This is a genomic window from Janibacter limosus NBRC 16128 (genome assembly GCF_001570985.1).
In the GTDB taxonomy this organism is placed as follows: Bacteria; Actinomycetota; Actinomycetes; order Actinomycetales; family Dermatophilaceae; genus Janibacter; species Janibacter limosus.
In genome coordinates this window covers 1-21200 of record NZ_BCSS01000004.1, presented here as the reverse complement: position 1 = coordinate 21200, position 21200 = coordinate 1, and the positions used below count along the sequence as shown (strand labels likewise).

Below are 21200 nucleotides of genomic sequence, written 5' to 3'. Positions count from 1 at the left end.
CCCTCACTCACAGATCGATGAAACGCAGGTCGCGCGCCGCCAGCGTAGGGGACGACGGCCGGTGGGACGTCGAGGCCACTCAGCCCGTCGTCGGGGCGTCGACCGCCCCGCCGTACCGCCGCTCGCGCTGCGCATAGGTCTCGATGGCCTCCCACAGGTGGCGCCGGTCGTAGTCGGGCCACAGCGTGTCCTGGAAGACCATCTCGGCGTAGGCCGACTGCCACAGCAGGAAGTTGCTCGTGCGCTGCTCCCCCGAGCTGCGCAGGAAGAGGTCGACGTCGGGCATCGACGGCTCGGTGAGGTAGCGGGCGATGGTCCGCTCGTCGATGCCTGAGCCCTTGAGCCGACCCGCCTTGACGTCATCGGCGATGCGGCGCACCCCGTCGACGATCTCGGCGCGACCGCCGTAGTTGACGCAGAAGTACAAGGTCATCGCGTCGTTGTCCTTGGTCATCTCCTGAGCGATCTCGAGCTCCTTGATGACCGAGCTCCACAGCCGTGGGCGGCGCCCGACCCAGCGCATGCGCACGCCCCACGCGTTGAGCTGGTCGCGACGCCGACGGATGACATCGCGGTTGAAACCCATGAGGAAGCGCACCTCCTCGGGTGAACGGCGCCAGTTCTCCGTCGAGAAGGCGTACGTCGACAGGTGCTTCACCCCGATGTCGAGGGCACCGGCGACGACGTCCAGCAGCGCGCCCTCCCCTGCCTCGTGCCCCTTGGTCCGCGCCAGCCCCCGCTGGTTGGCCCAGCGACCGTTGCCGTCCATGACGATCGCCACGTGCTCCGGGACGAGGTCCGCGGGCACGGGCGGCGGCGTGGCTCCGCTCGGGTGGGCGAAGGGGGTCTCGTAGCGGCTCATCCGGTCCTCTGCGGTGTGTGGTCGTCCAGTCGGGGCTGGTCGACGCGGGTGCGATCGACGTGACGAAGGGAGAGCACCCCGCGCTCGAGGTGCCACTGGAGGAAGGCCGAGGTCAGGCCAGAGCCTTCGCGGCGGTGCCGGTCCAGCGACGCGTCGGCCGCGACCCAGTCCCCGGCGAGCAGCGCAGCGAGCAGCTCGAGGGTCTCGGGTGCTGGCGAGGACGATCCGGGCACCCGGCACAGCCGGCAGAGCACCCCACCGGACGCGACGTGGAAGGCGCGGTGCGGACCCTCGTCACCGCACTGGGCGCAGTCGTGGAAGCTCGGCGCCCATCCCGCGATGGCCAGGGCACGCAGGAGGTAGGCGTCGAGGATCAGCTCGGACGCGTGGTCGACGTTGGCCAGGGTGCGCAGCGCCCCGGCGAGCAGCAGGTACTGCTGGACGGAGGGCTCGTGCTCCTCGGTGAGCCGATCCGCGGTCTCGAGGATCGCGCTCGCTGCGGTCCACCGCGAGTAGTCCCGTGCGAGCGCGTCACCCCAGGCGTCGAGCGACTCGGTCTGGGTGACGGTGTCGAGATTGCGGCCCTCGTAGCACTGCAGGTCGACATGCATCCCGGGCTCGAGGCGGGCGCCGAACTTGGACTTGGTGCGGCGCACCCCCTTGGCCACCGCTCGGATCTTGCCGCGACCGCGCGTGAGCACGGTGATGATCCGGTCGGCCTCACCCAGCTTGTGGGTGCGCAGCACGACCCCGGAGTCACGGTAGAGGGGCATTGGGTCATTGTCCCCCTTCGCACCGACACGACACGCACCCCCATGCCGACGCCACGCTCTCGAACATGCGTTCGACCTGGTGCTAGCCTCGAGGCATGCTGGCGCTCCAGTCCTCGCTCTTCGACACGGCAGAGTCCCCCACCCTCGGCGACCTCGAGCGGCGTCACCGACGCTTCCTCGACGAGACGGCGTGGCTCGACCTGGTGCCGGGGTGGGCCTGCGGCAGCGACCAGGTGCTCGAGACGCTCCTGCACGAGGTGCCGTGGCGGGCCGAGCGCCGTCAGATGTACGACTCGGTGGTCGACGTCCCTCGTCTGACCTGCTTCTACGCCGCAGGCGAGAGCCTCCCCCACCCGCTGCTCACCGACATGCGCGAGCGGCTCTCGCAGCACTACGCCACCGAGCTCGGCGAACCCTTCGTCACCGCCGGGCTGTGCCTGTACCGACACGGCGAGGACTCCGTCGCCTGGCACGGTGACCGCATCGGGCGCAGTCGCGATCAGGACACGATGGTCGCGATCGTCTCCTTGGGCTCGGCCCGCCACCTGTCCCTGCGCCCCCGTGACGGTGGCCGTTCGCAGCGGGTCGCTCTGGGCCACGGCGACCTCGCCGTCATGGGAGGCGCCTGCCAGCGCACCTGGGACCACGCGGTGCCCAAGACGAGCGCCGCCGTCGGACCCCGCGTCTCGATCCAGTTCCGCGTGGCCGGAGTCCGCTGAACCGGGTGAGTGATCCCACCCATGCCGCTCGCGACGCAGTGCCGAGATGATGGGTCATGGCGCTCGTCCGAGCCCCATCAGGGCAGGAGGATCCCATGTCCGTTCATCCGCACTCAGACCACACGGTGACGGCCGTCGACGAGCTCGTGGCCGCAGGCATCATCAACCCTGCAGATCGTGACCGTGCGCTCACCGTCATGAGCGGCACCGATCAGGACAGCACCGGGCGTGGCCGTCTGGCCGGGGAGATCAGCGCCTATGTCGGTGGGGTGCTCGTCTTCACCGCCGCAGCCCTCTTCGTCGGCACCCAGTGGTCTGGGCTGTCCCCCGGCACCCGTGCCGGCCTCGTGGCCGGTGCGGCGGCGGTCCTCGCGGCTGCGGCTGGGGCCGTCGTCGGGCTCGCCCACGGCCCCAGGCGCATTCGCATGTCCCGGGCCGACGCGCGTCGGCGGTTGGCCGGCGCCCTGCTCGTCGGTGCCGGCACCTTGGCAGGGTGGGCCGCACACATCGTCGTCACCCAGGTGCTGGGCCACGAAGGCCCGCGGATCGAGGTCTTCGGTTTCGGCGTGGGCCTCACCGTCCTCCTGCTGGGCTACCTGCTCTCCCCCACTGTCGTGGGCCTGCTCGCCGGCGCCGGGGCATGGGTCGGCCTCGGGACCTCTCTGGCCACCGGCCGGGAATGGTCCTTCAGCTACGCGCTCTTCAGCGGGCTGCTCCTGGTCGCAGCATTGGCCCTCGTCGCACTCGCGGAGTCGGGTCACCTCTACACGCGGCAGACCGGTCGCCTCACCGCCGGAGCCCTCGCTGCAGGTGCCGCCCAAGCGGTGTACGGCGTCTGGGACAACCTCACGCCGGCCTACATCGCCCTCGGTCTGCTGGCCGTCGTGACTCTCGCCGGATACGCGGCGACTCGGGCCTGGCCCCATCTGGCGGTCGGCGTCGTGACAGCGACGGCAGCGAGCACTCAGGCCGCCTTCGACCTCGGCGAGGGGTCGCTCGGCGCGGCCGGCGCGCTCCTCGTGGCAGGCGTGGTGCTCCTGCTCACCAGTCTCCTGGGCGCCGCCATCCATCGTCGACGCGATCCCGGACGGATCGCCTGACCCGGCGGAGCATCACCGCCAGCACGCTCGACAAGATAAACCTCGCCTTGCCAAGAGTTTCAAACTCTTGCCAAGGCGAGGTTTATCGGGTCACCCGAGAATCCTGGGTCCCAGGTGACGCAGGTCAGGCCTGGGCGTCCCGCTCGGCGCGGTTGACCGCCGAGAGGATCGCGCGCAGCGAGGCCTTGACGATCGAGTCGTGCAGGCCGACACCCCACAGCACCCGCTCGCCGACCGCGCACTCGACATAGGCGGCTGCTCGTGCGTCGCCACCGGCGGACAGCGCGTGCTCGGCGTAGTCGAGGACCCGCACGTCGATCCCCAGCGGGGCAAGTGCGTCGAGGAAGGCAGCGATGGGGCCGTTGCCGCTCCCCGCGATCTGTATCTCCTTGCCATGGTCGAGGATGTGTCCCTCGATCCGGTCCAGGCCGCTGTCCTCACCGGTCAGCGTGGTGCGCACGGGCTGGAATCGGCCCCAGCCGTCGCGGTCCTCGCTGTGCAGGTACTCGTCGTTGAAGACCTCCCACAGGGCCAGACCGCTCATCTCGCCACCGTCGGCGTCGGTCTTGCGCTGCACGACGGAGGAGAACTCCATCTGCAGACGGCGCGGCAGGTCCAGGCCGTGCTCGGACTTCAGCAGGTAGGCGACGCCGCCCTTGCCCGACTGGCTGTTGACGCGCACGACCGCCTCGTACGAGCGGCCGATGTCGTGCGGGTCGATCGGCAGATAGGGCACACCCCAGTCGATGCCGTTGATGTCGGTACCGGCCTCCTTGGCGCGCACCTCCATGTCCTCGAAGCCCTTCTTGATCGCGTCCTGGTGCGACCCGGAGAAGGCGGTGTACACGAGGTCGCCGCCCCACGGGTGGCGCGGGTGCACGGGCAGCTGGGTGCAGTGCTCGACCGTGCGACGGATCTCGTCCATCTGGGAGAAGTCGATCTGCGGGTCGATGCCCTGGCTGAAGAGGTTCATCCCCAGCGTCACCAGGTCGACATTGCCGGTGCGCTCCCCGTTGCCGAAGAGGCAGCCCTCGATCCGGTCGGCACCGGCGAGGTAGCCGAGCTCGGCGGCAGCCACCCCTTCGCCGCGGTCGTTGTGCGGGTGCAGGGAGAGCATGATCGACTCGCGACGCTCGAGGTGGCGGCTCATCCACTCGATCGAGTCGGCGTAGACGTTGGGGCTGGCCATCTCGACCGTCGCCGGCAGGTTGATGATCATCTTGTGGTCGGGTGTCGGGTCGATGACGTCGATGACCTCGTTGCAGATGCGCGCCGCGAAGTCGAGCTCGGTACCGGTGTAGGACTCCGGGGAGTACTGGTAGTAGACGTCCGTGTCGGGGATGGTCTCCTCGAGCTTCTTGCACAGCCGCGCGCCCTGCAGCGCGATGTCGATGATGCCGTCCTGGTCGGAGTTGAAGACGACGCGACGCTGCAGCACGGAGGTCGAGTTGTAGAAGTGCACGATCGCCTGCTTGCTCCCGGCGATGGCGTCGAAGGTGCGCTCGATGAGGTGGTCGCGGCACTGGGTGAGCACCTGGATCGTCACGTCGTCGGGGATGTGCCCGCCGTCGATGAGCTCGCGGCAGAAGTTGTAGTCGGTCTCGCTCGCGCTGGGGAAGCCGACCTCGATCTCCTTGTAGCCCATCCTGACCAGCAGCTGGAACATCGTGAGTTTGCGCTCGGCGTCCATCGGGTCGATGAGGGCCTGATTGCCGTCGCGCAGGTCGACCGCGCACCAGCGGGGCGCCTGGGTCATCACCTGATCGGGCCAGGTGCGGTCGGGCAGCTCGACGGCGATCTGGTCCTGGAAGGGGATGTACTTGCTCACCGGCATCGAGGTCGGCAGCTGGGAGTGGATCATGGTTCGTCCTTCGTCACGTGGGGTCTGTGCTGGTCGGCACCACGAACTCCGCGACGAGGTGGCCGTGTGTCAGGCCTCGCCGCGGCAGAGAAGGAGGAGGTCCGTCCGCATACCCAGCACGATACCCCTCGCATCCGCGCAGCATGACGAGGGTCACGATGCGGACGAAGGGGGGCGGTACCGCCGCTCGGGTCGACCCACGCGGCCGTACTGCTGGCGCCCCTCGAGCACGCCCGTCACGGCGAAGTGCTCCAGGTACCTCCGGGCAGTGACCCGGGCCAGGCCCACGATGTCCGCACACTCGCTCGCAGAGAGGTCCCCCGCCGCGCGAACGGCGGCCAGGACGAGCTCACCCGTCTCTGCGCTCAACCCCTTGGGCAGGAGGGCCGGTGGTGCGCCCGGGCCCGGAGCACCTCCGAAGATCGCGTCGATGTCCACCTGCTCGGCCTCCTGCGCGTCAACCTGCTCCAGCCGCTGCAGCTCGGACCGGAAGTCCTCGAGACGCGCGGTGAGGTCCGCCTGCCCGAACGGCTTGACCAGGTAGCCGAAGGCTCCGCCGGTGCGCGCTGCCCGGACCTGCTCCACCTCACGAGCCGCGGTCACCATGAGCACACCGACCTCGATGCCCTCGGCGCGCAGCCGACGCAGCACCTCGATGCCCGTCATGTCGGGCAGGTGCACATCCAGGAGCACCAGGTGGGGACGGTGATCGCGTACGGCATCCAGTGCGGCTCGGCCGGAGGCGGCCGTCGCGACGACCCGGAAGCCCGGCACGCCGGCGACGAAACGGGTGTGCACCTTGACGACGAGGAAGTCGTCGTCGACGACGAGGACGTCAATGGTGCCGCTCACGTGCGCACCTCCCTCATCGTGACTCCCGGAGCCCGACGCCACCCAAGGATGCGGTGAAGACGGCGCCGTGGTCTCCCTGCATGACCGTCACCCGGCCACCGCCACGGGAGCATACGGCCTGGACGAGGGCGAGCCCGATCCCGCGGCCGGCCGCGCCCGTGGGCTTGGTCGACCAGCCGCGCTCGAAGACCCGCTCGACGTCCTCCGGGGCGATCCCGGCGCCCGTGTCCGCGACCCGCACTCGAGGGCCTCCGCCCGGCTCCACCGTCAGGCGCACCGATGACTCATGACCACCATTGGCCCGCGTGGCGTCCAGCGCGTTGTCGATGAGGTTGCCCATCACGGTGATGACATCCGCCGCCGTGGCGGGGTCCAGCCGTGGGAGGCTCGACTCCGGCTCGATCGACAGGTCGATCCCGACCTCCGAGGCAGCCGTGACCTTGGCGATGAGCAGCGCTGCGACGCGCGGGTCCTCCACGTACCGGGTCACCGAGTCGCTGATCTCCGTGCGTCTGCGGTTGACGTCGGCGATGAGCGCGACGACCTCGTCGTACTCCTCCAGCTGCACCAACCCCGAGATGGTGTGCAGGCGGTTGTCGAACTCGTGGGTCTGCGCCCGCAGCGCGTCGGTGATGCTCGCCTGCGCCGAGACCTGGCTCTGCAGCGCCAGCAGGTCACTCCGGTCGACCACCGTCGTCACCGTGCCGACCGCGCGGCCGTCGAAGAAGGTGCGTCGACGGGTCAGCACGAGGGTGCGGTCGTCGACGACGATGAGCGTGGGATCGCTGTCCCCGCCCTCGGCGAGGAAGGCCGCCACCCCGTGGTGCAGGTCGAGGGCGGTCACCGACCGGCCGACGTCGCGCTCCGTCAGGCCGAGCAGGTCCTGGGCGGAGGTGTTGACCAGCGTCATCATGCCCGCACCGTTGACCCCGATGACGCCCTCATGGATCCCGGTGAGCAGGGCTTCCTGGTGATCCGCGAGCCGAGCGATGGCTGCCGGCTCCAACCCACGAGTCTGTCGACGGATCAGGCGGGAGAGGCCGAAGGCACCGGTCACCCCCAGGGCCGCCGCCGCCCCGAGGAAGAGCAGCAGGTCGGGAGCCGCGTCGAGCAACCTCTCCGACCACGACGGGTAGTCCTCGACGACCAGAGCCGCCCCGAGGACCCGCTCGTCGTCGCCGATCACCGGGGCCTGCCCACCGACCGTGTCCTCTTCGTCGATGCGCAGATCGCCTGACCAGGAACGCCCCTCGCCCACCGGCGCTCCCACGGTCGCAGGCGTCCCGGTCTCCGAGGCATCCGTGGACGCTGCCACCCGCCCGTCGAGGCCCACGAGCTGGACCCGGCGCGCACCGGACAGGCTCGCGGCCCGCCCGATCTGTCCCTCGAGGGCGCGTCGGTTGCCCCCGTCGACCAGCTCGGAGCGGACCACCGGTGTCGCCGCCAGCGACTCGGCGACAGCCAGCATCCGAGTCTGGCGAGAGGACCGGAAGTCCTCGGTGGACTGCTGGACGGTGATGGCGGCGACGACGCTGAGCACGAGCAGCAGCGCCAGCAGCTGCCAGACGAGGAACTGGGCCGCGAGGCTCCACTGCCTGGACGACGGGACGGGTCGGGTCAAGGACCGCAAAGACCACAACCTCCTTTGTGACCGCAATGGTGACGCGGGGCACAGCAGGAGGTCACCATCGGGGTGTGCCCATCTTTCACCATCCACACGAAGGCGTGCCCGACATGTCACCCGGCCCTCGACGCCGCACCCTGCTGATGGCCTCCCTCGGAGCCCTCGCCCTCCCTTCGCTCGCTGCGTGCGGCGTGACCCGCGGCGATGACTCCGGGTCCGCGCGCCTGCGCATGATGATCCCCAACAGTCCCGGCGGCGGGTACGACCTCACCGGTCGCGCTGCGGTCCGGGTCATGGAGGACACCGAGATCACCAGCCGCTTCGAGGTCTTCAACGTCATCGGTGCCGGCGGCACCGTCGCCATGGCCCGGTTGGCCAACGAACGCGGCAACGAGGACCTCATGATGTCGATGGGGCTCGGCGTCGTCGGTGCGACCTTCACCAACAAGTCGCAGGCTCGCGTCTCGGGCATGACGCCCCTCGCCCGACTCATCCAGGAGTCCGAAGGCGTCATCGTGCCGGCCGACTCGCCGTACAAGACCATCAAGGACCTCATCGACGCCTGGACGAAGAACCCCAAGGCGGTGAGCATCGGTGGTGGCTCCTCCCCCGGCGGACCCGACCACCTCTTCCCGATGGAGTTCGCCAAGGCGGTCGACATCGACCCCCGCGAGGTCAACTACATCACCTACGACGGCGGCGGCGACCTCCTCCCGGCCCTGCTCGGCTCGAAGATCAAGGCCGGCATGAGCGGACTCGGCGAGTACGCCGAGCAGATCAAGAAAGGGCAGGTCAAGGTCCTCGCGACCTCCGGGGAGGAGCGGGTGCCCGGCATCGACGCGCCGACGCTCAAGGAGTCGGACGTCGACCTGACCTTCATCAACTGGCGGGGCGTCCTCGCGCCACCCGGCATCCCCACCGCGCGACGTGAGCAGCTCATCGAGCTGCTCCAGCAGATGCACGACAGTGCTGAGTGGAAGGACGCGCTGAAGAAGAACAACTGGACCGATGCCTGGATGACCGGCGACGAGTTCGGTGACTTCCTCAGCTCGCAGGACGAGCGCGTGGAGACGACCCTGAAGGAGCTGGGCCTGCTGTGAGCGAGACGATCCAGACCACCATGCCACCCACTGCAACCCCTGAGCGACGGCGCGATCTGGCCCAGTTCATCGTCGTGGCCTTCCTCGTCATCGTCGCGACGATCCTCGTCGTCGACGCGGCCGGCTTGCGCAACGACTTCGCCGAGACCGACCCGGTCGGGCCGAAGATCTTCCCCTGGTTCATCGCGGCAATGCTCTACCTCACCGCCGCCCTGCTGAGCATCGCGATCCTGCGCGGCTCCATCCCCGAGGAGGAAGGGGGTGAGGACGTCGACCTCGACCAGAAGGCCGAGTGGCTCACCGTGGCCAAACTCGTCGGCGTCTTCGTCTTCCTCATCGCCACCGTCGACCTGCTCGGCTGGGCGATCGCCGGCGCGCTCTTCTTCGCCGGCTGCTCCCTGACCCTCGGCAGTCGAACCTGGCTACGTGACCTGGCCATCGGCACCGCGCTGTCCGTCGGCAGCTTCTACGCCTTCTACGTCGGCCTCGGCGTCCCGCTCCCCGCGGGCATCCTGGACGGGATCCTCTGATGGACAACCTCAACAACCTGATGGACGGCTTCGGTGCCGCCATCACCCCCACCAACCTGCTCTTCGCCTGCGTCGGCGTCCTGCTCGGCACCGCCGTCGGCGTCCTGCCCGGCATCGGTCCGGCCATGACCGTGGCTTTGCTCCTGCCGATCACCTACAACGTCGAGCCCGCCAGCGCCTTCATCATGTTCGCCGGCATCTACTACGGCGGCATGTACGGCGGCTCCACGACCTCGATCCTCCTCAACACCCCCGGCGAGTCCTCATCGGTCATCACGGCCATCGAGGGCAACAAGATGGCCAAGGCGGGCAGAGCCGCACAGGCGCTGGCCACGGCGGCGTTCGGCTCATTCATCGCCGGTGCCATCGGCACCACGCTGCTCACCTTCTTCGCCCCCTGGATCGCCGTCCAGGCGGTCAAGCTCGGCGACCCGTCCTACCTCGCGATCATGGTGCTGGCGCTCATCGCCGTCACCGCAGTCCTCGGGAGCTCCAAGCTGCGTGGCTTCATCGGGCTCTTCCTCGGACTCGCGATCGGCGTCGTCGGCATCGACAGCCTCACGGGACAAAGCCGGATGATTTTCGGCATCCCGCTCCTTGGTGACGGCATCGACATCGTCGTCGTGGCCGTGGCGATCTTCGCCATCGGCGAGGCGCTGTGGGTCGCGGCCTTCCTGCGGCGTCGACCGCAGGAGATCATCCCCGTCGGTCGGCCGTGGATGGGCAAGGACGACTTCAAGCGCTCGTGGAAGCCCTGGCTGCGCGGTACCGCCTTCGGTTTCCCCTTCGGCGCCGTCCCCGCCGGCGGCGCCGAGCTGCCGACCTTCTTGTCATATGTCACCGAGCGCAAGCTGTCCAAGCACCCGGAGGAGTTCGGCCACGGCGCCATCGAAGGCGTCGCCGGTCCGGAGGCCGCCAACAACGCCTCTGCCGCAGGCACGCTCGTGCCCATGCTGGCCCTTGGGCTCCCCACCAATGCGACGGCGGCGATCATGCTCGCGGCCATGATGGGCTACGGCATCCAGCCCGGCCCGGCACTCTTCGAGTCGGAGAGCACGCTCGTGTGGACACTCATCGCCAGTCTCTTCATCGGCAACTTCCTGCTGCTCGTGCTCAACCTGCCACTGGCGCCGCTGTGGGCCAAGCTCCTGCAGACTCCGCGGCCCTACCTCTATGCGGGCATCCTCTTCTTCGCCTCGCTGGGTGCGCTCGCGGTCAACCTGCAGTGGTTCGACCTGGCGCTGCTGCTCTTCTTCGGCCTCGTCGGTCTGGGCATGCGACGCTTCGGCGTCCCGGTGCTGCCACTGATCATCGGCGTCATCCTCGGTCCGCTCGTCGAGGAAAGGCTGCGCAAGACGCTGCTCCTGTCGAGCGGCGACTGGAGCGGCCTCGTCAGCGAGCCCACCGCGGTCATCGTCTACGCCATCATCGCCCTCGGCGCCATCGGCATGACGGTCGCCGGAGTCATCCGGGGTCGTCGCCAGGACACCACCACGGAGGTATCAGCATGACCATCGTCATCGGATTCACCCCGGATCCGGCCAGCACCCAGGCGTTCGATCGCGGACTGGCCGAGGCCCGGCTGCGCGGCGAGTCGGTGCTCCTGGTCAACGCGACCAAGGGCGACGCCTTCGTCGACACCCGCTACGGCTCCGGCACCGCGATCGAGGAGCTGCAGCAGCGCCTCGAGGAGTCGGGCGTCGAGTTCGAGATCTCCCAGCCCATGGGCCCGGACATCGCCGACCTCGTGCTCGCGGAGGCCTCGCGCGTCGACGCCTCGCTCATCGTCATCGGCCTGCGCCACCGCACTCCCGTCGGCAAGCTGTTGCTCGGCTCGACCGCCCAGCGGATCCTGCTCGACGCGGCGTGCCCGGTGCTGGCGGTCAAGTCCCACGGCTGATCCACCCTGCCGCTGAGGGTGCCCTCCCTACCGCCATGGGAGTCGCACTACTACATTGGGTAGTACCAGCAGGAATTGCCCGCTGGACTCAAACCGGGAATGTTGTGAGTGGCATGGCATCACTGTTGAACGAAACCCGTCCGGCCCACAGGGACCACGAGGCGATCGGCGGCATCCGTCACCAGGAGGACATCGTCACCTCCGCGCTCCTGCGGCGGCTCCTGGCAGGCGGACGCATCCTCATCGGATGGACCTTCCTGTGGGCCTTCATCGACAAGGTCTTCGGGCTGGGCTTCACCACCCCGTCCGAGCGCGCGTGGATCAACGGCGGTGCCCCCGCCCAGGGGTTCATGAAGAACCTCGAGGGACCGACTGCCGCGTTCTTCGCCAACATCGCGGGACCATGGGCGGATTGGCTCTTCATGGCCGGCCTGCTCGGCATCGGGGTCGCGATGGTCGCGGGGGCAGGGCTGAAGATCGCCGCATGGAGCGGCACGCTGCTGCTCGCCTTCATGTACCTCGCCCAGCTGCCGATCGGCCAAGCCGGGATGGGCTTCACCAACCCCGTGACCGACAGCCACTGGATCGAGGCCGTCCTCCTCCTGGTCAGCGCCTACGGTCTCGCCGGCGACACGTGGGGCCTGGGCCGCTGGTGGGGCCGCATCGTGGGCAACGGCTGGCTGCGCTGAACGCCCGCCGAGCACGACGAGGGGGCCGGTCACCATCAAGGTGACCGGCCCCCTTCGTGCGGTGTCGAGGCTGCGCTTGGAGGCTCGTCCCTCGCAGCGCAGCGAGTAACAGCGGACGATCAGCCCTGGCGAGCAGCGATCGCCTCGGCGATCTGCACGGCGTTGAGCGCCGCACCCTTGCGCAGGTTGTCACCGACGACGAAGAGCGTCAGGCCCTTGCCGTCCACGACGGACTGGTCAGCGCGGATGCGGCCGACGAAGACATCGTCCTTGCCGGCAGCCTCGAGCGGGTTGGGCACGTCGGTGACGACGACGCCGTCCGCGGCCTCGAGGATCTCCTTGGCCCGCTCCGGGGTGATCTCGCGGTCGAACTCCGCGTGGATGGCCAGGGCGTGACCGGTGAAGACCGGCACACGCACGCAGGTACCGGAGACGCGCAGCTCGGGCAGGTGCAGGATCTTGCGCGACTCGTTGCGCAGCTTTTGCTCCTCGTCGGTCTCGAGGGTGCCGTCGTCCTGGACGGATCCGGCGACCGGGACGACGTTGAAGCCGACCGGCACCTCATAGACCTGGGGCGCCGGCAGCGTCAGCGCGGCCCCGTCGAGGGCGAGGTCCTTGGGGTCGCCTGACGCATAGCCGGCGCGCAGCTGGCTGTCGAGCTCGGTCAGACCGGCGCCACCGGAGCCGGAGACGGCCTGGTAGGTCGCGATGCGCAGGGCGACCAGGCCCGCCTCGTCGTGCAGCGGCTTGAGCACAGGCATGGCGGCCATGGTCGTGCAGTTGGGGTTGGCGATGATGCCCTTGGGCAGATCAGCCGTGTCGTCCGGGTTGACCTCGGAGACGACGAGCGGGACCTGCGGGTCCTTGCGCCATGCGCTCGAGTTGTCGACGACGATGGCGCCCGCAGCGGCGACCTTGGGCGCCCACTCCTTGCTCGCGGTCCCTCCGTTGGAAAACAGCGCGAGGTCCAGACCGGAGAAGTCGGCGGTCTCGGTGTCCTCGACCGTCACCTCCTGGTCCTTCCACGGCAGGGTCGACCCGGCGGACCGTGCCGACGCGAAGTAGCGGATCGAGGTGACGGGGAAGTTCCGCTCCTCGAGCAACGCGCGCATGACATTTCCGACCTGGCCGGTGGCTCCAAAGACTCCGATGTGCATGCACCCAAGGATAGGCGTCGGGGCCTGAACACCCACATCGGTGTTCAGGCCCCGGACACGGGTCAGGCCGGATCAGGCCTGCGTGTCGGTCACCGAGACGTCCTCCTCGGTGGTCTCCGGGACGTCCTCCTCGGTGGTCAGCGGCGCGACCTTGTCCCGGTCGATGCCCTCACCGGGAGCGGTCTGGTCGATCGACAGGACGAAGTCGTCACCGTGCTCGGTCACACCCGCGACGACCGCCTGCGAGAGCGCCGCGCGGGCGTACGCGCCGCGCACCGCCATCGGGTCGGTCTTCAGATCCTTCATCAGCGAGACCGCCATGCCGATCATGATCAGCACGAAGGGCAGGGCCGCCACGATGGTCACCTGCTGCAGACCGGTCAGCGAGTCCTCGCCGCCGATGATGAGCATGATCGCTGCAGCAGCGCCGGTCGCGACCCCCCAGAAGATCACCGTGAGCTTGTTGGGCTCGAGCGTGCCGTGCTCGCTGAGCGAGCCCATGACGATCGAGGCCGCGTCGGCACCGGAGACGAAGAAGATCGCGACGAGCACCATGACCAGCACCGAGGTGACGCCGGCCCACGGCATCGAGTCGAGCAGCGCGAAGAGCGTGCTCTCCTCGCCCCCGTCGAACTTGTCGAGCGGCACGCCCATGTCCTGGGCCTTGATGGCCGCGCCACCGAAGATGGCGAACCAGACGAGGCTCACGGTGCTCGGCACGAGCAGCACGCCGGTGACGAACTCGCGGATGGTGCGGCCCCGGGAGATGCGGGCGATGAACATGCCGACGAAGGGGGTCCAGCTGACCCACCAGGCCCAGTAGAAGATCGTCCAGCCCGAGAGCCAGTCCTTCATGCCCGGCTCACCCTGCGCGTTGGTGCGCGCCGAGTACTCCATGAGGTGCTGCATGTAGGTACCGAGCGAGGTCGGGACGAGGTTGAGGATGAAGATCGTCGGCCCGGCGACGAAGACGAAGGCGGCCAGGACGAAGGCCAGCACCATGTTGGTGTTGGACAGCCACTGGATCCCCTTCTCGACACCGGAGACGGCGGAGAAGATGAAGCAGATCGTCAGCACGACGATGATGAGCACGAGGACCGTGTTGGTGACCTCGTTGGCCCAGCCGACGATCTTGACTCCCGAGGCGATCTGCAGGGCCCCCAGGCCCAGCGAGGTCGCGGAGCCGAAGAGCGTGGCGAAGATGGCGAAGATGTCGATGATCTTGCCCGCGGGTCCCTCGACCTGACGCTTGCCGATGAGCGGCTCGAAGACCGCGCTGATCGTCAGGCCGCGGCCCTTGCGGAAGACCCCGTAGCCGATCGCGAGCCCGGCGACGGTGTAGATCGCCCACGGGTGCAGGGTCCAGTGGAAGAGCGTGGTGGCCATCGCCGTACGCGTGGCGTGGTCATTGCCTGCCGCGCCCGTCCCGGGGGGTGGGGTGAGGAAGTGCGCGAGCGGCTCGGCCGCACCCCAGAACATCAGGCCGATGCCCATGCCCGCGGAGAACATCATCGCGATCCACGAGATGGTCTTGAACTCCGGCTGCTCCCCGTCGGCGCCGAGCGGGATGTTGCCGTACTTGCTGGCGGCCAGCCAGATGACGAAGAAGACGAAGCCGGTCGAGGCCAGCGCGAAGAGCCAGCCCGTGTTGGTCACGACCCAGTCGAGCCCGGAGGCCGACGCACTGGCGAGGGAGGCGGTGCTCAGCACGCCCCAGAGGACGAAGGCGATGGCCAGCACCGCGGTCACCCCGAAGACGATGTAGTCGAGGCCGAGCTTGTCGGTCTTGGCCACGAGCCGCGGCTCGAGGGCCGGGTGGTCGACGCGTCGCGTCTCGCGGGGCGGCACGTGCCGGCCCCCAGGGGTCGGTGGTTGCGTAGATTCAGTCACGTCGGGTCACGCCCGGTCGAGGAACTCGTCCGGGCCGCTCCTCCCAAGTTTCAGTCGTTACGAGTATCAGCTGTTGAGCATCACTAGATGGCGGTACAGGCAGCATGCTGCCCAACCATCCACTTTGACCCACTGGACGGGTCCCGCCCAAATGCTCGTGACCGACTCGTGACCTCAAAAGCCCAGTCGCTGCAGCTGTTTCGGGTCGCGCTGCCAGTCCTTGGCCACCTTGACGTGGAGGTCGAGGAAGACCTTGGTCCCGAGCAGCTTCTCGATCCCGACCCGGGCCGTTGTGCCCACCTCACGCAGGCGTGATCCGCCCCGTCCGATGATGATGGCCTTCTGGCTGTCGCGCTCGACGAAGACATTGACCCGCACGTCGAGCATCGGGTCATCCTCAGGTCGACCCTCGCGCGGCACGATCTCCTCGACGACCACGGCGAGGCTGTGAGGCAACTCATCCCGCACGCCCTCGAGTGCCGCCTCGCGGACGAGCTCGGCGATCATCTTGTCGTCGTCCTCGTCGCTGAGCTGTCCCTCGGGGTACAGCGCCGCCGGCGAGGTCGGCAGGTGCTCGACGAGCACACCGAAGAGCTCCTCGACCTGGTCCCCGCGCACCGCGGAGCAGGGGATGATCGCGGCCCAGTCCCCCAGCTGGTCGATGGCGATGAGGTGCTCGGCCAGCCGCTCACGGTCGACCTTGTCGCTCTTGGTGGCGATGGCCACCACCGGCACCCGCTTGGCCCGCTGCAGCTCGGCCAGGTCCTTGGCGATGTAGGCATCGCCGGGGCCGACCTTTTGGTCCGCAGGCAGGCAGAAGCCGATGACGTCGACCTCGAGCAGGGTCTCGCGCACCAGGTCGTTGAGACGCTCACCGAGCAGCGTGCGCGGCCGGTGCAACCCGGGGGTGTCGACGAGGATCAGCTGCTGGTGCTCCCGGGTCACGATGCCTCGGATCGCGTGCCGTGTCGTCTGCGGCTTGCTCGAGGTGATCGCCACCTTGTCACCGACGAGGGCATTGGTCAGTGTCGACTTGCCCGCGTTGGGACGTCCGACGAGGCAGGCAAAACCTGCGTGCCACTGGGTCTCGTCCGGCTGGTCCACGGTCATGCCCCGATCTCCTCGTGCTCGCGCCCGTCCTGAGCGGCCTGCGTCGCGAGCTGCTCGACGATGACGGTGGCGATGCGGTGTTGTCGTCCGGACATCTTCTCAGCCGTGAGGGTCAGGTCGCCCACCACGCACTGGGCGCCGACGATGGGCACGCGTCCGGTGATCTTGCCGATGAGTCCGCCGACGGTGTCGACCTCCTCGTCGTCGAGCTCCACGCCGTACAGCTCACCGAGGTCATCGATGTGCAGTCCGGCGGGCACGCGGTAGCGACCGTCCCCGAGGTCCTGCACCCCCGGCCCCTCACGGTCGTACTCGTCGGTGATCTCGCCGACGATCTCCTCGAGGATGTCCTCGATGGTCACCAGGCCCGCCGTACCGCCGTACTCGTCGACGACGATCGCGGCGTGGATCTGGTCGCGCTGCATCTCCCGCAGCAGGGCGTCGACCGGCTTGCTCTCCGGCACGAAGGGGGCCGGCCGCATGAACTGCTCGACGGGCATGTCCCGGGCCTCCTCGTCGGCGAGGATCCGGCGCACGACATCCTTGAGGTAGAGCAGCCCGACGATGTCGTCGCTGGACTCCCCCACGACCGGGACCCGGGAGAACCCCGAGCGGATGAAGAGGTTGAGGCCCTTGCGCGCCGGCTTGTCCGACTCGATGGTGATCATGTCGGTCCGCGGGACCATGACCTCGCTGGCCATCGTGTCGCCGAGCTCGAAGACGGAGTGGAGCATGTCCCGCTCCTCGTCCTCGATGAGCGAGGACTCCCCGGCCAGGTCGAGCAGGTCGCGCAGCTCCGCCTCCGAGCGGAAGGGCCCGTCGCGATAGCCCCCACCCGGCGTCACGGCATTGCCGAAGGTCACGAGCAGGCGGGCGACCGGGCCGAGCACCCGGCGCACCACGATGACGAAGGGGGCTCCGGCCAGCGCGATCGCGGTGCTGTGCTGCTGGCCCAAGGTCCGCGGCGAGACCCCGACGAGCACGAAGGTCACGACGACCATGATCGCGGCGGAGACGAGCAGCGCCAGCCAGGTGCGCTCGACCTCCTCGACGACGACGAGGGTGATGAGCACCGCCGCGCTCGCCTCGGCGATGGCCCGCAGGAAGGCGATGACGGAGATCGGACCGGCGCTGTCGGCGAGGATCTCGCGCAGGGCGGGGGCCCCCCTTCGTCCCTCGCTGTCCGCCTGCTCGGCGGCCACTCGCGATGCCGACCCGATGGCGGCATCGACGAGGGTGAGGACGAAGGCGACGACGATCGAGGCGATCGCGCCGATGATCAGGGTCGTCACCCGTCGGCCTCCCGGCCGCGGCGGGCGAGGAAGGTGAGCAGGAGCTGGCGCTGCAGCTCGAACATCTCCTTCTCCTCCTCCGGCTCCGCGTGGTCATAGCCGAGCAGGTGGAGGATCCCGTGGGTCGTGAGCAAGAGCATCTCCTCGATGGCGGCGTGGCCCGCGGTCACGGCCTGCTGCTCGGCGACGGAGGGGCAGACGACGATGTCGCCGAGGACGCCTTCGAGGGAGGTCTCGCCCTCCCGCCCGGGGCGCAGCTCGTCCATGGGGAAGCTCATGACATCGGTCGGCCCGGCCAGGTCCATCCACTGCTCGTGCAGGACGGTCATCGTGGGCTCGTCGACGAAGCGGATGCACAGCTCGGCCTGCGGGTGGACCCGCATCTGCTCGAGCACGTAGCGGCTCAGATCGACGAACTCGACCTCGTCGACGTCGTGGTCGGTCTCGTTGAGCACGTCGATGCTCATCGGCGCTCTCCCTTGGTCGCGTCGTATCGGTCGTAGGCGCCGACGATCTGCGCCACCAGGCGGTGCCGCACGACATCGGACGCATCGAGATGGGCGAAGTGCACGTCGTCGACATCGGTGAGGATCCGCTGGACGACCTTGAGGCCGGACTCCATCCCCCCGGGCAGGTCGACCTGGCTGGTGTCGCCGGTGATCACCATCTTGGAGCCGAAGCCGAGGCGGGTGAGGAACATCTTCATCTGCTCGGGCGAGGTGTTCTGTGCCTCGTCGAGGATGATGAAGGAGTCGTTGAGCGTGCGGCCACGCATGAAGGCCAGCGGCGCGACCTCGATCGTCCCGGCCGCCATGAGTCGCGGGATCGTCTCCGGGTCGATCATGTCGTGCAGCGCGTCGTAGAGCGGGCGCAGGTACGGGTCGATCTTGTCGTTGAGCGTGCCCGGCAGGAAGCCCAGCTTTTCGCCGGCCTCGACGGCCGGGCGGGTGAGGATGATCCGGTTGACCTGCTTGGCCTGCAGCGCGGCAACCGCCTTGGCCATCGCGAGGTAGGTCTTGCCCGTGCCCGCGGGTCCGATGCCGAAGATCACCGTGTTGTCGCCGATCGCGTCGACGTAGTGCTTCTGCCCCAGCGTCTTGGGCCGGATGGTGCGCCCACGGTTGGAGACGATGTTGGTCGTCAGCACATCGGCCGGGCGCTCGCGCGTCTGCCCGCGCAACATGGTGATCGAGCGCTCGACCGCGTCCTTGTTGAGGGGTTGTCCCGCTTCGACGATCTCCATCAGCTCGTCGAGGAGACGGTCGATGACCTCGAGGTCACCGCTCGGACCGACGAGGCGGAACTCGTTGCCCCGCACGAGGATCTCGGTCTTGGGGAAGGCCCGCTCCATCGTGCGCAGCAGCTCGTCGGTCGGGCCGAGCACGCTGACCATCGCCACATTGTCCGGGAGGACGATGGTCTGCTGGATGCTGGCCGGACTGCCGGGCGAGGCGGCACGCGGGTCGTCGGAGATCGCGTCGAGGGCGCGCAGGTCAGGTTGGTCTGATTGAGGCATCGTGCTCCCAGTCTACGGGGGGCGTGCGCCACTCGACGACCCCTTTGACCCCCCTGTGGGTCACCGGGTCGGCAGCCCGATGAGCACGCAGACCGCGACCATCAGCACCAGCGCCTTGGCCCACGCGATCGGCGCGATCCCGCCACGCACGGAGACCCGCAGCGCTCCCATCCGAGCGGGCCCGGATCCGGAGAACCACGCCAGGGCGGCGTGATCCTGCTCGGTGCCTCCGCCCCACCGGTAGAACGCTCGGCTCACCGCCAGCGGCCCCTCGCGCTGATCACGGCGATCGCTGCCGGCCCCGCGGTGGAGGCCCGCAGGACCTGCGAGCCCAGCCGCACGGGGGTTGCCCCAGCCGCGACGAGGCGCTCGATCTCCTGTGGCGAGATCCCCCCTTCGGGACCGACGACCAGGAGGACCTCTCCGTCCGTGGGCAGGTCGACGGTGGCCAGCGGGATGGTCGCGTCCTCGTGCAGGACGAAGGGGGTGACCCCCGGCGCGCACAGGTCCACCAGACCCGATGTGGTGACGAGCTCACCGAGTCGCGGCCACCGGCCGCGCCGCGACTGCTTGGCCGCCCGCTCGATGACATTGGTCCACTTGCGCAGGCCCTTGTCGGCCTTGGGTCCCTTCCACCGCACGATCGAGCGGTCCGCCTGCCACGGCACGATGCCGTCCACACCGAGCTCGGTCGCGGCCTCGACGGCATCCTCGTCACGGCCGTCCTTGGCCAGGGCCTGCACCAGCGTGAGGCGAAGGGCGGGGGCCGGCTCATCGACCCGGGCTGCGACCTGCAGCCGCACGAGGTCGCCGGAGACTGCTTGGGCCGTGGTGAGCACGCGAGAGCCCTCACGGTCTGCGACGAGCACCTCCTCCCCCACGGCGAGGCGCACGACCGTCGCCGCATGATGCGCCTCGGGTCCGGTCAGGTCGACGACATCGTCGACCCCGAGGCCGTCCAGGGTGCCGGGGTCGACGAGGAAGAGCGGTGCGGTCATCGCACGTGGCCCGGTCAGCGGCCCTTGAAGGCGTGCCGCAGACGGCCGACGAAGCCGGAGTCGACGTCGTCGAGCTCGCCGTCGGGCTGCTCCTCGTCACGGACCCGCGCGAGGTCGCGCAGCAGCTGCTCCTGCTCGGCGTCGAGCTTGGTGGGGGTACGCACGTCGACGTGGATGACCAGGTCACCACGGCCCTCGTGACGCAGGTGCGTGACGCCGAGCCCGTCCAGGACGATCGTGTCACCGGGCTGGGTGCCGCGCTTGATGGTGATCTCCTGCTCACCGTCGAGGGTGGCAAAGCTCATCGTCACGCCGAGCGCCGCCGCCGTCATCGGCACCGCGACGGACGCGTGGAGGTCGTCACCGCGGCGGGTGAAGGTCTCGTGCTCGGCCACACGCAGCTCGACGTAGAGGTCGCCGGCGCCACCGCCACCGGGACCGACCTCCCCTTCGCCGGCGAGGTGGATCCGGGTGCCGGAGTCGACCCCGGCGGGGATGCGCACCTTCATCGTCCGGCGGCTGCGCACGCGTCCCTGCCCGGAGCACTCGTGGCAGGGGTTGGGGATGACCTCGCCGAAGCCCTGGCAGGTCGGGCACGGACGACTCGTCATGACCTGGCCGAGGAAGGAGCGCTGGACCTGCTGCACCTCACCGCGACCACCACAGGTGTCACACCGTCGACGGCCGGTACCGGGCTGGGCACCGTCACCGGAGCAGCCGGTGCAGACCACCGCAGTGTCGATCGTCAGGTCCTCCTGGCCCCCGAAGACCGCTGTCGCGAGGTCGATCTCGAGCCCGACGAGCCCGTCCTGACCACGCGAGGAGCGCGAGCGCGGGCCGCGGCCCCCACCGCCGGCGCCCTGGCCGAAGAACTGCTCCATGATGTCGCTGAAGGTGAAGCCGGCGCCGAAGCCGTCGTGGGAGCCGCCGTAGGGGTCCCCGCCCATGTCGTACTGGCGCCGCTTGGTCTCGTCGGAGAGCACGTCATAGGCCTGCGAGACCTTCTTGAACTTCTCCTCGGCCTCCGCGCCCGGGTTGACGTCCGGGTGCAGGGTGCGGGCGAGCTTGCGGTAGGCCCGCTTGATCTCCTCGGGCGTGGCCTCGCGGCTGACGCCGAGGTCCTCGTAGTAGTCGTTCACGCGTGACGTCCTCGTAGGTCGTGGTTCGGATTGCTGGTGTGCGGTGCGGACGCCGGTCAGGCGTCCACGATCCGCGAGAGATAGGCGG

General features: G+C 69.1%; 21 protein-coding genes. 7 read left to right on the top strand and 14 right to left on the bottom strand.

Going from position 1 to position 21200, the window contains the following annotated elements; all coding sequences use genetic code 11:
• Positions 1-79: 79 nt before the first annotated feature.
• Together JLI01S_RS02205 and recO are read right to left on the bottom strand one after the other, a co-directional pair.
• Positions 80-862, bottom strand: a complete 783-nt coding sequence (locus JLI01S_RS02205) for an isoprenyl transferase (protein ID WP_068259247.1) — start codon at positions 860-862, stop codon at positions 80-82.
• Positions 859-1635 carry a DNA repair protein RecO gene (gene recO, locus JLI01S_RS02200; protein ID WP_068259244.1) on the bottom strand — a complete coding sequence of 259 codons (777 nt, stop codon included), beginning with the start codon at positions 1633-1635 and terminating at the stop codon, positions 859-861. Before recO ends, JLI01S_RS02205 begins: the two co-directional genes overlap by 4 nt.
• 95 nt (positions 1636-1730) lie before the next feature.
• Here recO and JLI01S_RS02195 point away from each other — a divergent pair, with 95 nt between their 5' ends.
• Both JLI01S_RS02195 and JLI01S_RS02190 read left to right on the top strand, forming a co-directional pair.
• Positions 1731-2354, top strand: coding sequence for an alpha-ketoglutarate-dependent dioxygenase AlkB (locus tag JLI01S_RS02195; protein WP_068259241.1), 624 nt, complete (start codon positions 1731-1733; stop codon positions 2352-2354).
• Between the two features lie 95 nt (positions 2355-2449).
• Positions 2450-3454, top strand: coding sequence for a DUF2157 domain-containing protein (locus JLI01S_RS02190; protein WP_068259239.1), 1005 nt, complete (start codon positions 2450-2452; stop codon positions 3452-3454).
• Between the two features lie 124 nt (positions 3455-3578).
• Here the strand turns inward: JLI01S_RS02190 and leuA are convergent, their stop codons facing one another.
• The 3 genes from leuA to JLI01S_RS02175 form a co-directional block, all read right to left on the bottom strand.
• On the bottom strand, positions 3579-5315 hold the full coding sequence (gene leuA, locus JLI01S_RS02185; protein ID WP_068259237.1) for a 2-isopropylmalate synthase: 1737 nt from the start codon (positions 5313-5315) through the stop codon (positions 3579-3581).
• A gap of 153 nt (positions 5316-5468) precedes the next feature.
• Complete coding sequence (locus JLI01S_RS02180) at positions 5469-6167, bottom strand: response regulator (protein ID WP_245634496.1); 699 nt, start codon at positions 6165-6167, stop codon at positions 5469-5471.
• Between the two features lie 13 nt (positions 6168-6180).
• On the bottom strand, positions 6181-7788 hold the full coding sequence (locus tag JLI01S_RS02175) for a sensor histidine kinase (protein ID WP_068259235.1): 1608 nt from the start codon (positions 7786-7788) through the stop codon (positions 6181-6183).
• Between the two features lie 113 nt (positions 7789-7901).
• On the opposite strand from JLI01S_RS02175, the gene JLI01S_RS02170 reads away from it, so the two are divergent.
• From JLI01S_RS02170 to JLI01S_RS02150, 5 genes are all read left to right on the top strand, one after another.
• Complete coding sequence (locus JLI01S_RS02170; protein WP_068259523.1) at positions 7902-8891, top strand: Bug family tripartite tricarboxylate transporter substrate binding protein; 990 nt, start codon at positions 7902-7904, stop codon at positions 8889-8891.
• On the top strand, positions 8888-9421 hold the full coding sequence (locus JLI01S_RS02165; protein ID WP_245634495.1) for a tripartite tricarboxylate transporter TctB family protein: 534 nt from the start codon (positions 8888-8890) through the stop codon (positions 9419-9421). Before JLI01S_RS02170 ends, JLI01S_RS02165 begins: the two co-directional genes overlap by 4 nt.
• A complete protein-coding gene (locus JLI01S_RS02160) occupies positions 9421-10932 on the top strand; it encodes a tripartite tricarboxylate transporter permease (RefSeq protein WP_068259232.1) in 1512 nt (503 codons plus the stop codon). Before JLI01S_RS02165 ends, JLI01S_RS02160 begins: the two co-directional genes overlap by 1 nt.
• Positions 10929-11321, top strand: a complete 393-nt coding sequence (locus JLI01S_RS02155) for a universal stress protein (protein WP_068259228.1) — start codon at positions 10929-10931, stop codon at positions 11319-11321. The genes JLI01S_RS02160 and JLI01S_RS02155 overlap by 4 nt, the downstream gene beginning before the upstream one ends.
• A gap of 113 nt (positions 11322-11434) precedes the next feature.
• A complete protein-coding gene (locus tag JLI01S_RS02150) occupies positions 11435-12010 on the top strand; it encodes a DoxX family protein (RefSeq protein ID WP_068259225.1) in 576 nt (191 codons plus the stop codon).
• 119 nt (positions 12011-12129) lie between these two features.
• On the opposite strand, the gene JLI01S_RS02145 is transcribed toward JLI01S_RS02150, so the two are convergent.
• The 9 genes from JLI01S_RS02145 to dnaJ all read right to left on the bottom strand — a co-directional run bounded on the left by JLI01S_RS02145 (position 12130) and on the right by dnaJ (position 21112).
• Entirely contained in the window at positions 12130-13167 is a 1038-nt protein-coding gene (locus tag JLI01S_RS02145) for an aspartate-semialdehyde dehydrogenase (RefSeq protein WP_068259219.1), read from the bottom strand.
• Between the two features lie 72 nt (positions 13168-13239).
• Complete coding sequence (locus tag JLI01S_RS02140) at positions 13240-15015, bottom strand: BCCT family transporter (protein ID WP_174521300.1); 1776 nt, start codon at positions 15013-15015, stop codon at positions 13240-13242.
• Between the two features lie 216 nt (positions 15016-15231).
• Complete coding sequence (era, locus tag JLI01S_RS02135; protein WP_068259216.1) at positions 15232-16167, bottom strand: GTPase Era; 936 nt, start codon at positions 16165-16167, stop codon at positions 15232-15234.
• Positions 16164-17459: a hemolysin family protein gene (locus tag JLI01S_RS02130; protein ID WP_068259209.1), complete on the bottom strand. Its 1296-nt coding sequence runs from the start codon at positions 17457-17459 to the stop codon at positions 16164-16166. Before JLI01S_RS02130 ends, era begins: the two co-directional genes overlap by 4 nt.
• On the bottom strand, positions 17456-17926 hold the full coding sequence (ybeY, locus tag JLI01S_RS02125; RefSeq protein ID WP_068259206.1) for an rRNA maturation RNase YbeY: 471 nt from the start codon (positions 17924-17926) through the stop codon (positions 17456-17458). Before ybeY ends, JLI01S_RS02130 begins: the two co-directional genes overlap by 4 nt.
• Positions 17923-18975 (bottom strand): PhoH family protein, encoded by a 1053-nt coding sequence (locus tag JLI01S_RS02120; RefSeq protein WP_068259204.1) that lies wholly within the window; start codon positions 18973-18975, stop codon positions 17923-17925. The genes ybeY and JLI01S_RS02120 overlap by 4 nt, the downstream gene beginning before the upstream one ends.
• A 60-nt stretch (positions 18976-19035) precedes the next feature.
• Complete coding sequence (locus JLI01S_RS02115) at positions 19036-19233, bottom strand: hypothetical protein (protein WP_068259202.1); 198 nt, start codon at positions 19231-19233, stop codon at positions 19036-19038.
• Positions 19230-19973 (bottom strand): 16S rRNA (uracil(1498)-N(3))-methyltransferase, encoded by a 744-nt coding sequence (locus JLI01S_RS02110; protein WP_068259200.1) that lies wholly within the window; start codon positions 19971-19973, stop codon positions 19230-19232. Before JLI01S_RS02110 ends, JLI01S_RS02115 begins: the two co-directional genes overlap by 4 nt.
• Positions 19974-19987: 14 nt before the next feature.
• Complete coding sequence (gene dnaJ / locus JLI01S_RS02105; RefSeq protein WP_068259197.1) at positions 19988-21112, bottom strand: molecular chaperone DnaJ; 1125 nt, start codon at positions 21110-21112, stop codon at positions 19988-19990.
• Between the last annotated feature and the right edge of the window lie 88 nt (positions 21113-21200).

Coding starts and splice junctions, on each gene's coding strand:
- JLI01S_RS02205 (WP_068259247.1), bottom strand. CDS start 862: ATGAGCCGCTACGAGACCCCCTTCGCCCACCCGAGCGGAGCCACGCCG.
- recO (WP_068259244.1), bottom strand. CDS start 1,635: ATGCCCCTCTACCGTGACTCCGGGGTCGTGCTGCGCACCCACAAGCTG.
- JLI01S_RS02195 (WP_068259241.1), top strand. CDS start 1,731: ATGCTGGCGCTCCAGTCCTCGCTCTTCGACACGGCAGAGTCCCCCACC.
- JLI01S_RS02190 (WP_068259239.1), top strand. CDS start 2,450: ATGTCCGTTCATCCGCACTCAGACCACACGGTGACGGCCGTCGACGAG.
- leuA (WP_068259237.1), bottom strand. CDS start 5,315: ATGATCCACTCCCAGCTGCCGACCTCGATGCCGGTGAGCAAGTACATC.
- JLI01S_RS02170 (WP_068259523.1), top strand. CDS start 7,902: ATGTCACCCGGCCCTCGACGCCGCACCCTGCTGATGGCCTCCCTCGGA.
- JLI01S_RS02160 (WP_068259232.1), top strand. CDS start 9,421: ATGGACAACCTCAACAACCTGATGGACGGCTTCGGTGCCGCCATCACC.
- JLI01S_RS02155 (WP_068259228.1), top strand. CDS start 10,929: ATGACCATCGTCATCGGATTCACCCCGGATCCGGCCAGCACCCAGGCG.
- JLI01S_RS02150 (WP_068259225.1), top strand. CDS start 11,435: ATGGCATCACTGTTGAACGAAACCCGTCCGGCCCACAGGGACCACGAG.
- JLI01S_RS02145 (WP_068259219.1), bottom strand. CDS start 13,167: ATGCACATCGGAGTCTTTGGAGCCACCGGCCAGGTCGGAAATGTCATG.
- era (WP_068259216.1), bottom strand. CDS start 16,167: ATGACCGTGGACCAGCCGGACGAGACCCAGTGGCACGCAGGTTTTGCC.
- ybeY (WP_068259206.1), bottom strand. CDS start 17,926: ATGAGCATCGACGTGCTCAACGAGACCGACCACGACGTCGACGAGGTC.
- JLI01S_RS02120 (WP_068259204.1), bottom strand. CDS start 18,975: ATGCCTCAATCAGACCAACCTGACCTGCGCGCCCTCGACGCGATCTCC.
- JLI01S_RS02110 (WP_068259200.1), bottom strand. CDS start 19,973: ATGACCGCACCGCTCTTCCTCGTCGACCCCGGCACCCTGGACGGCCTC.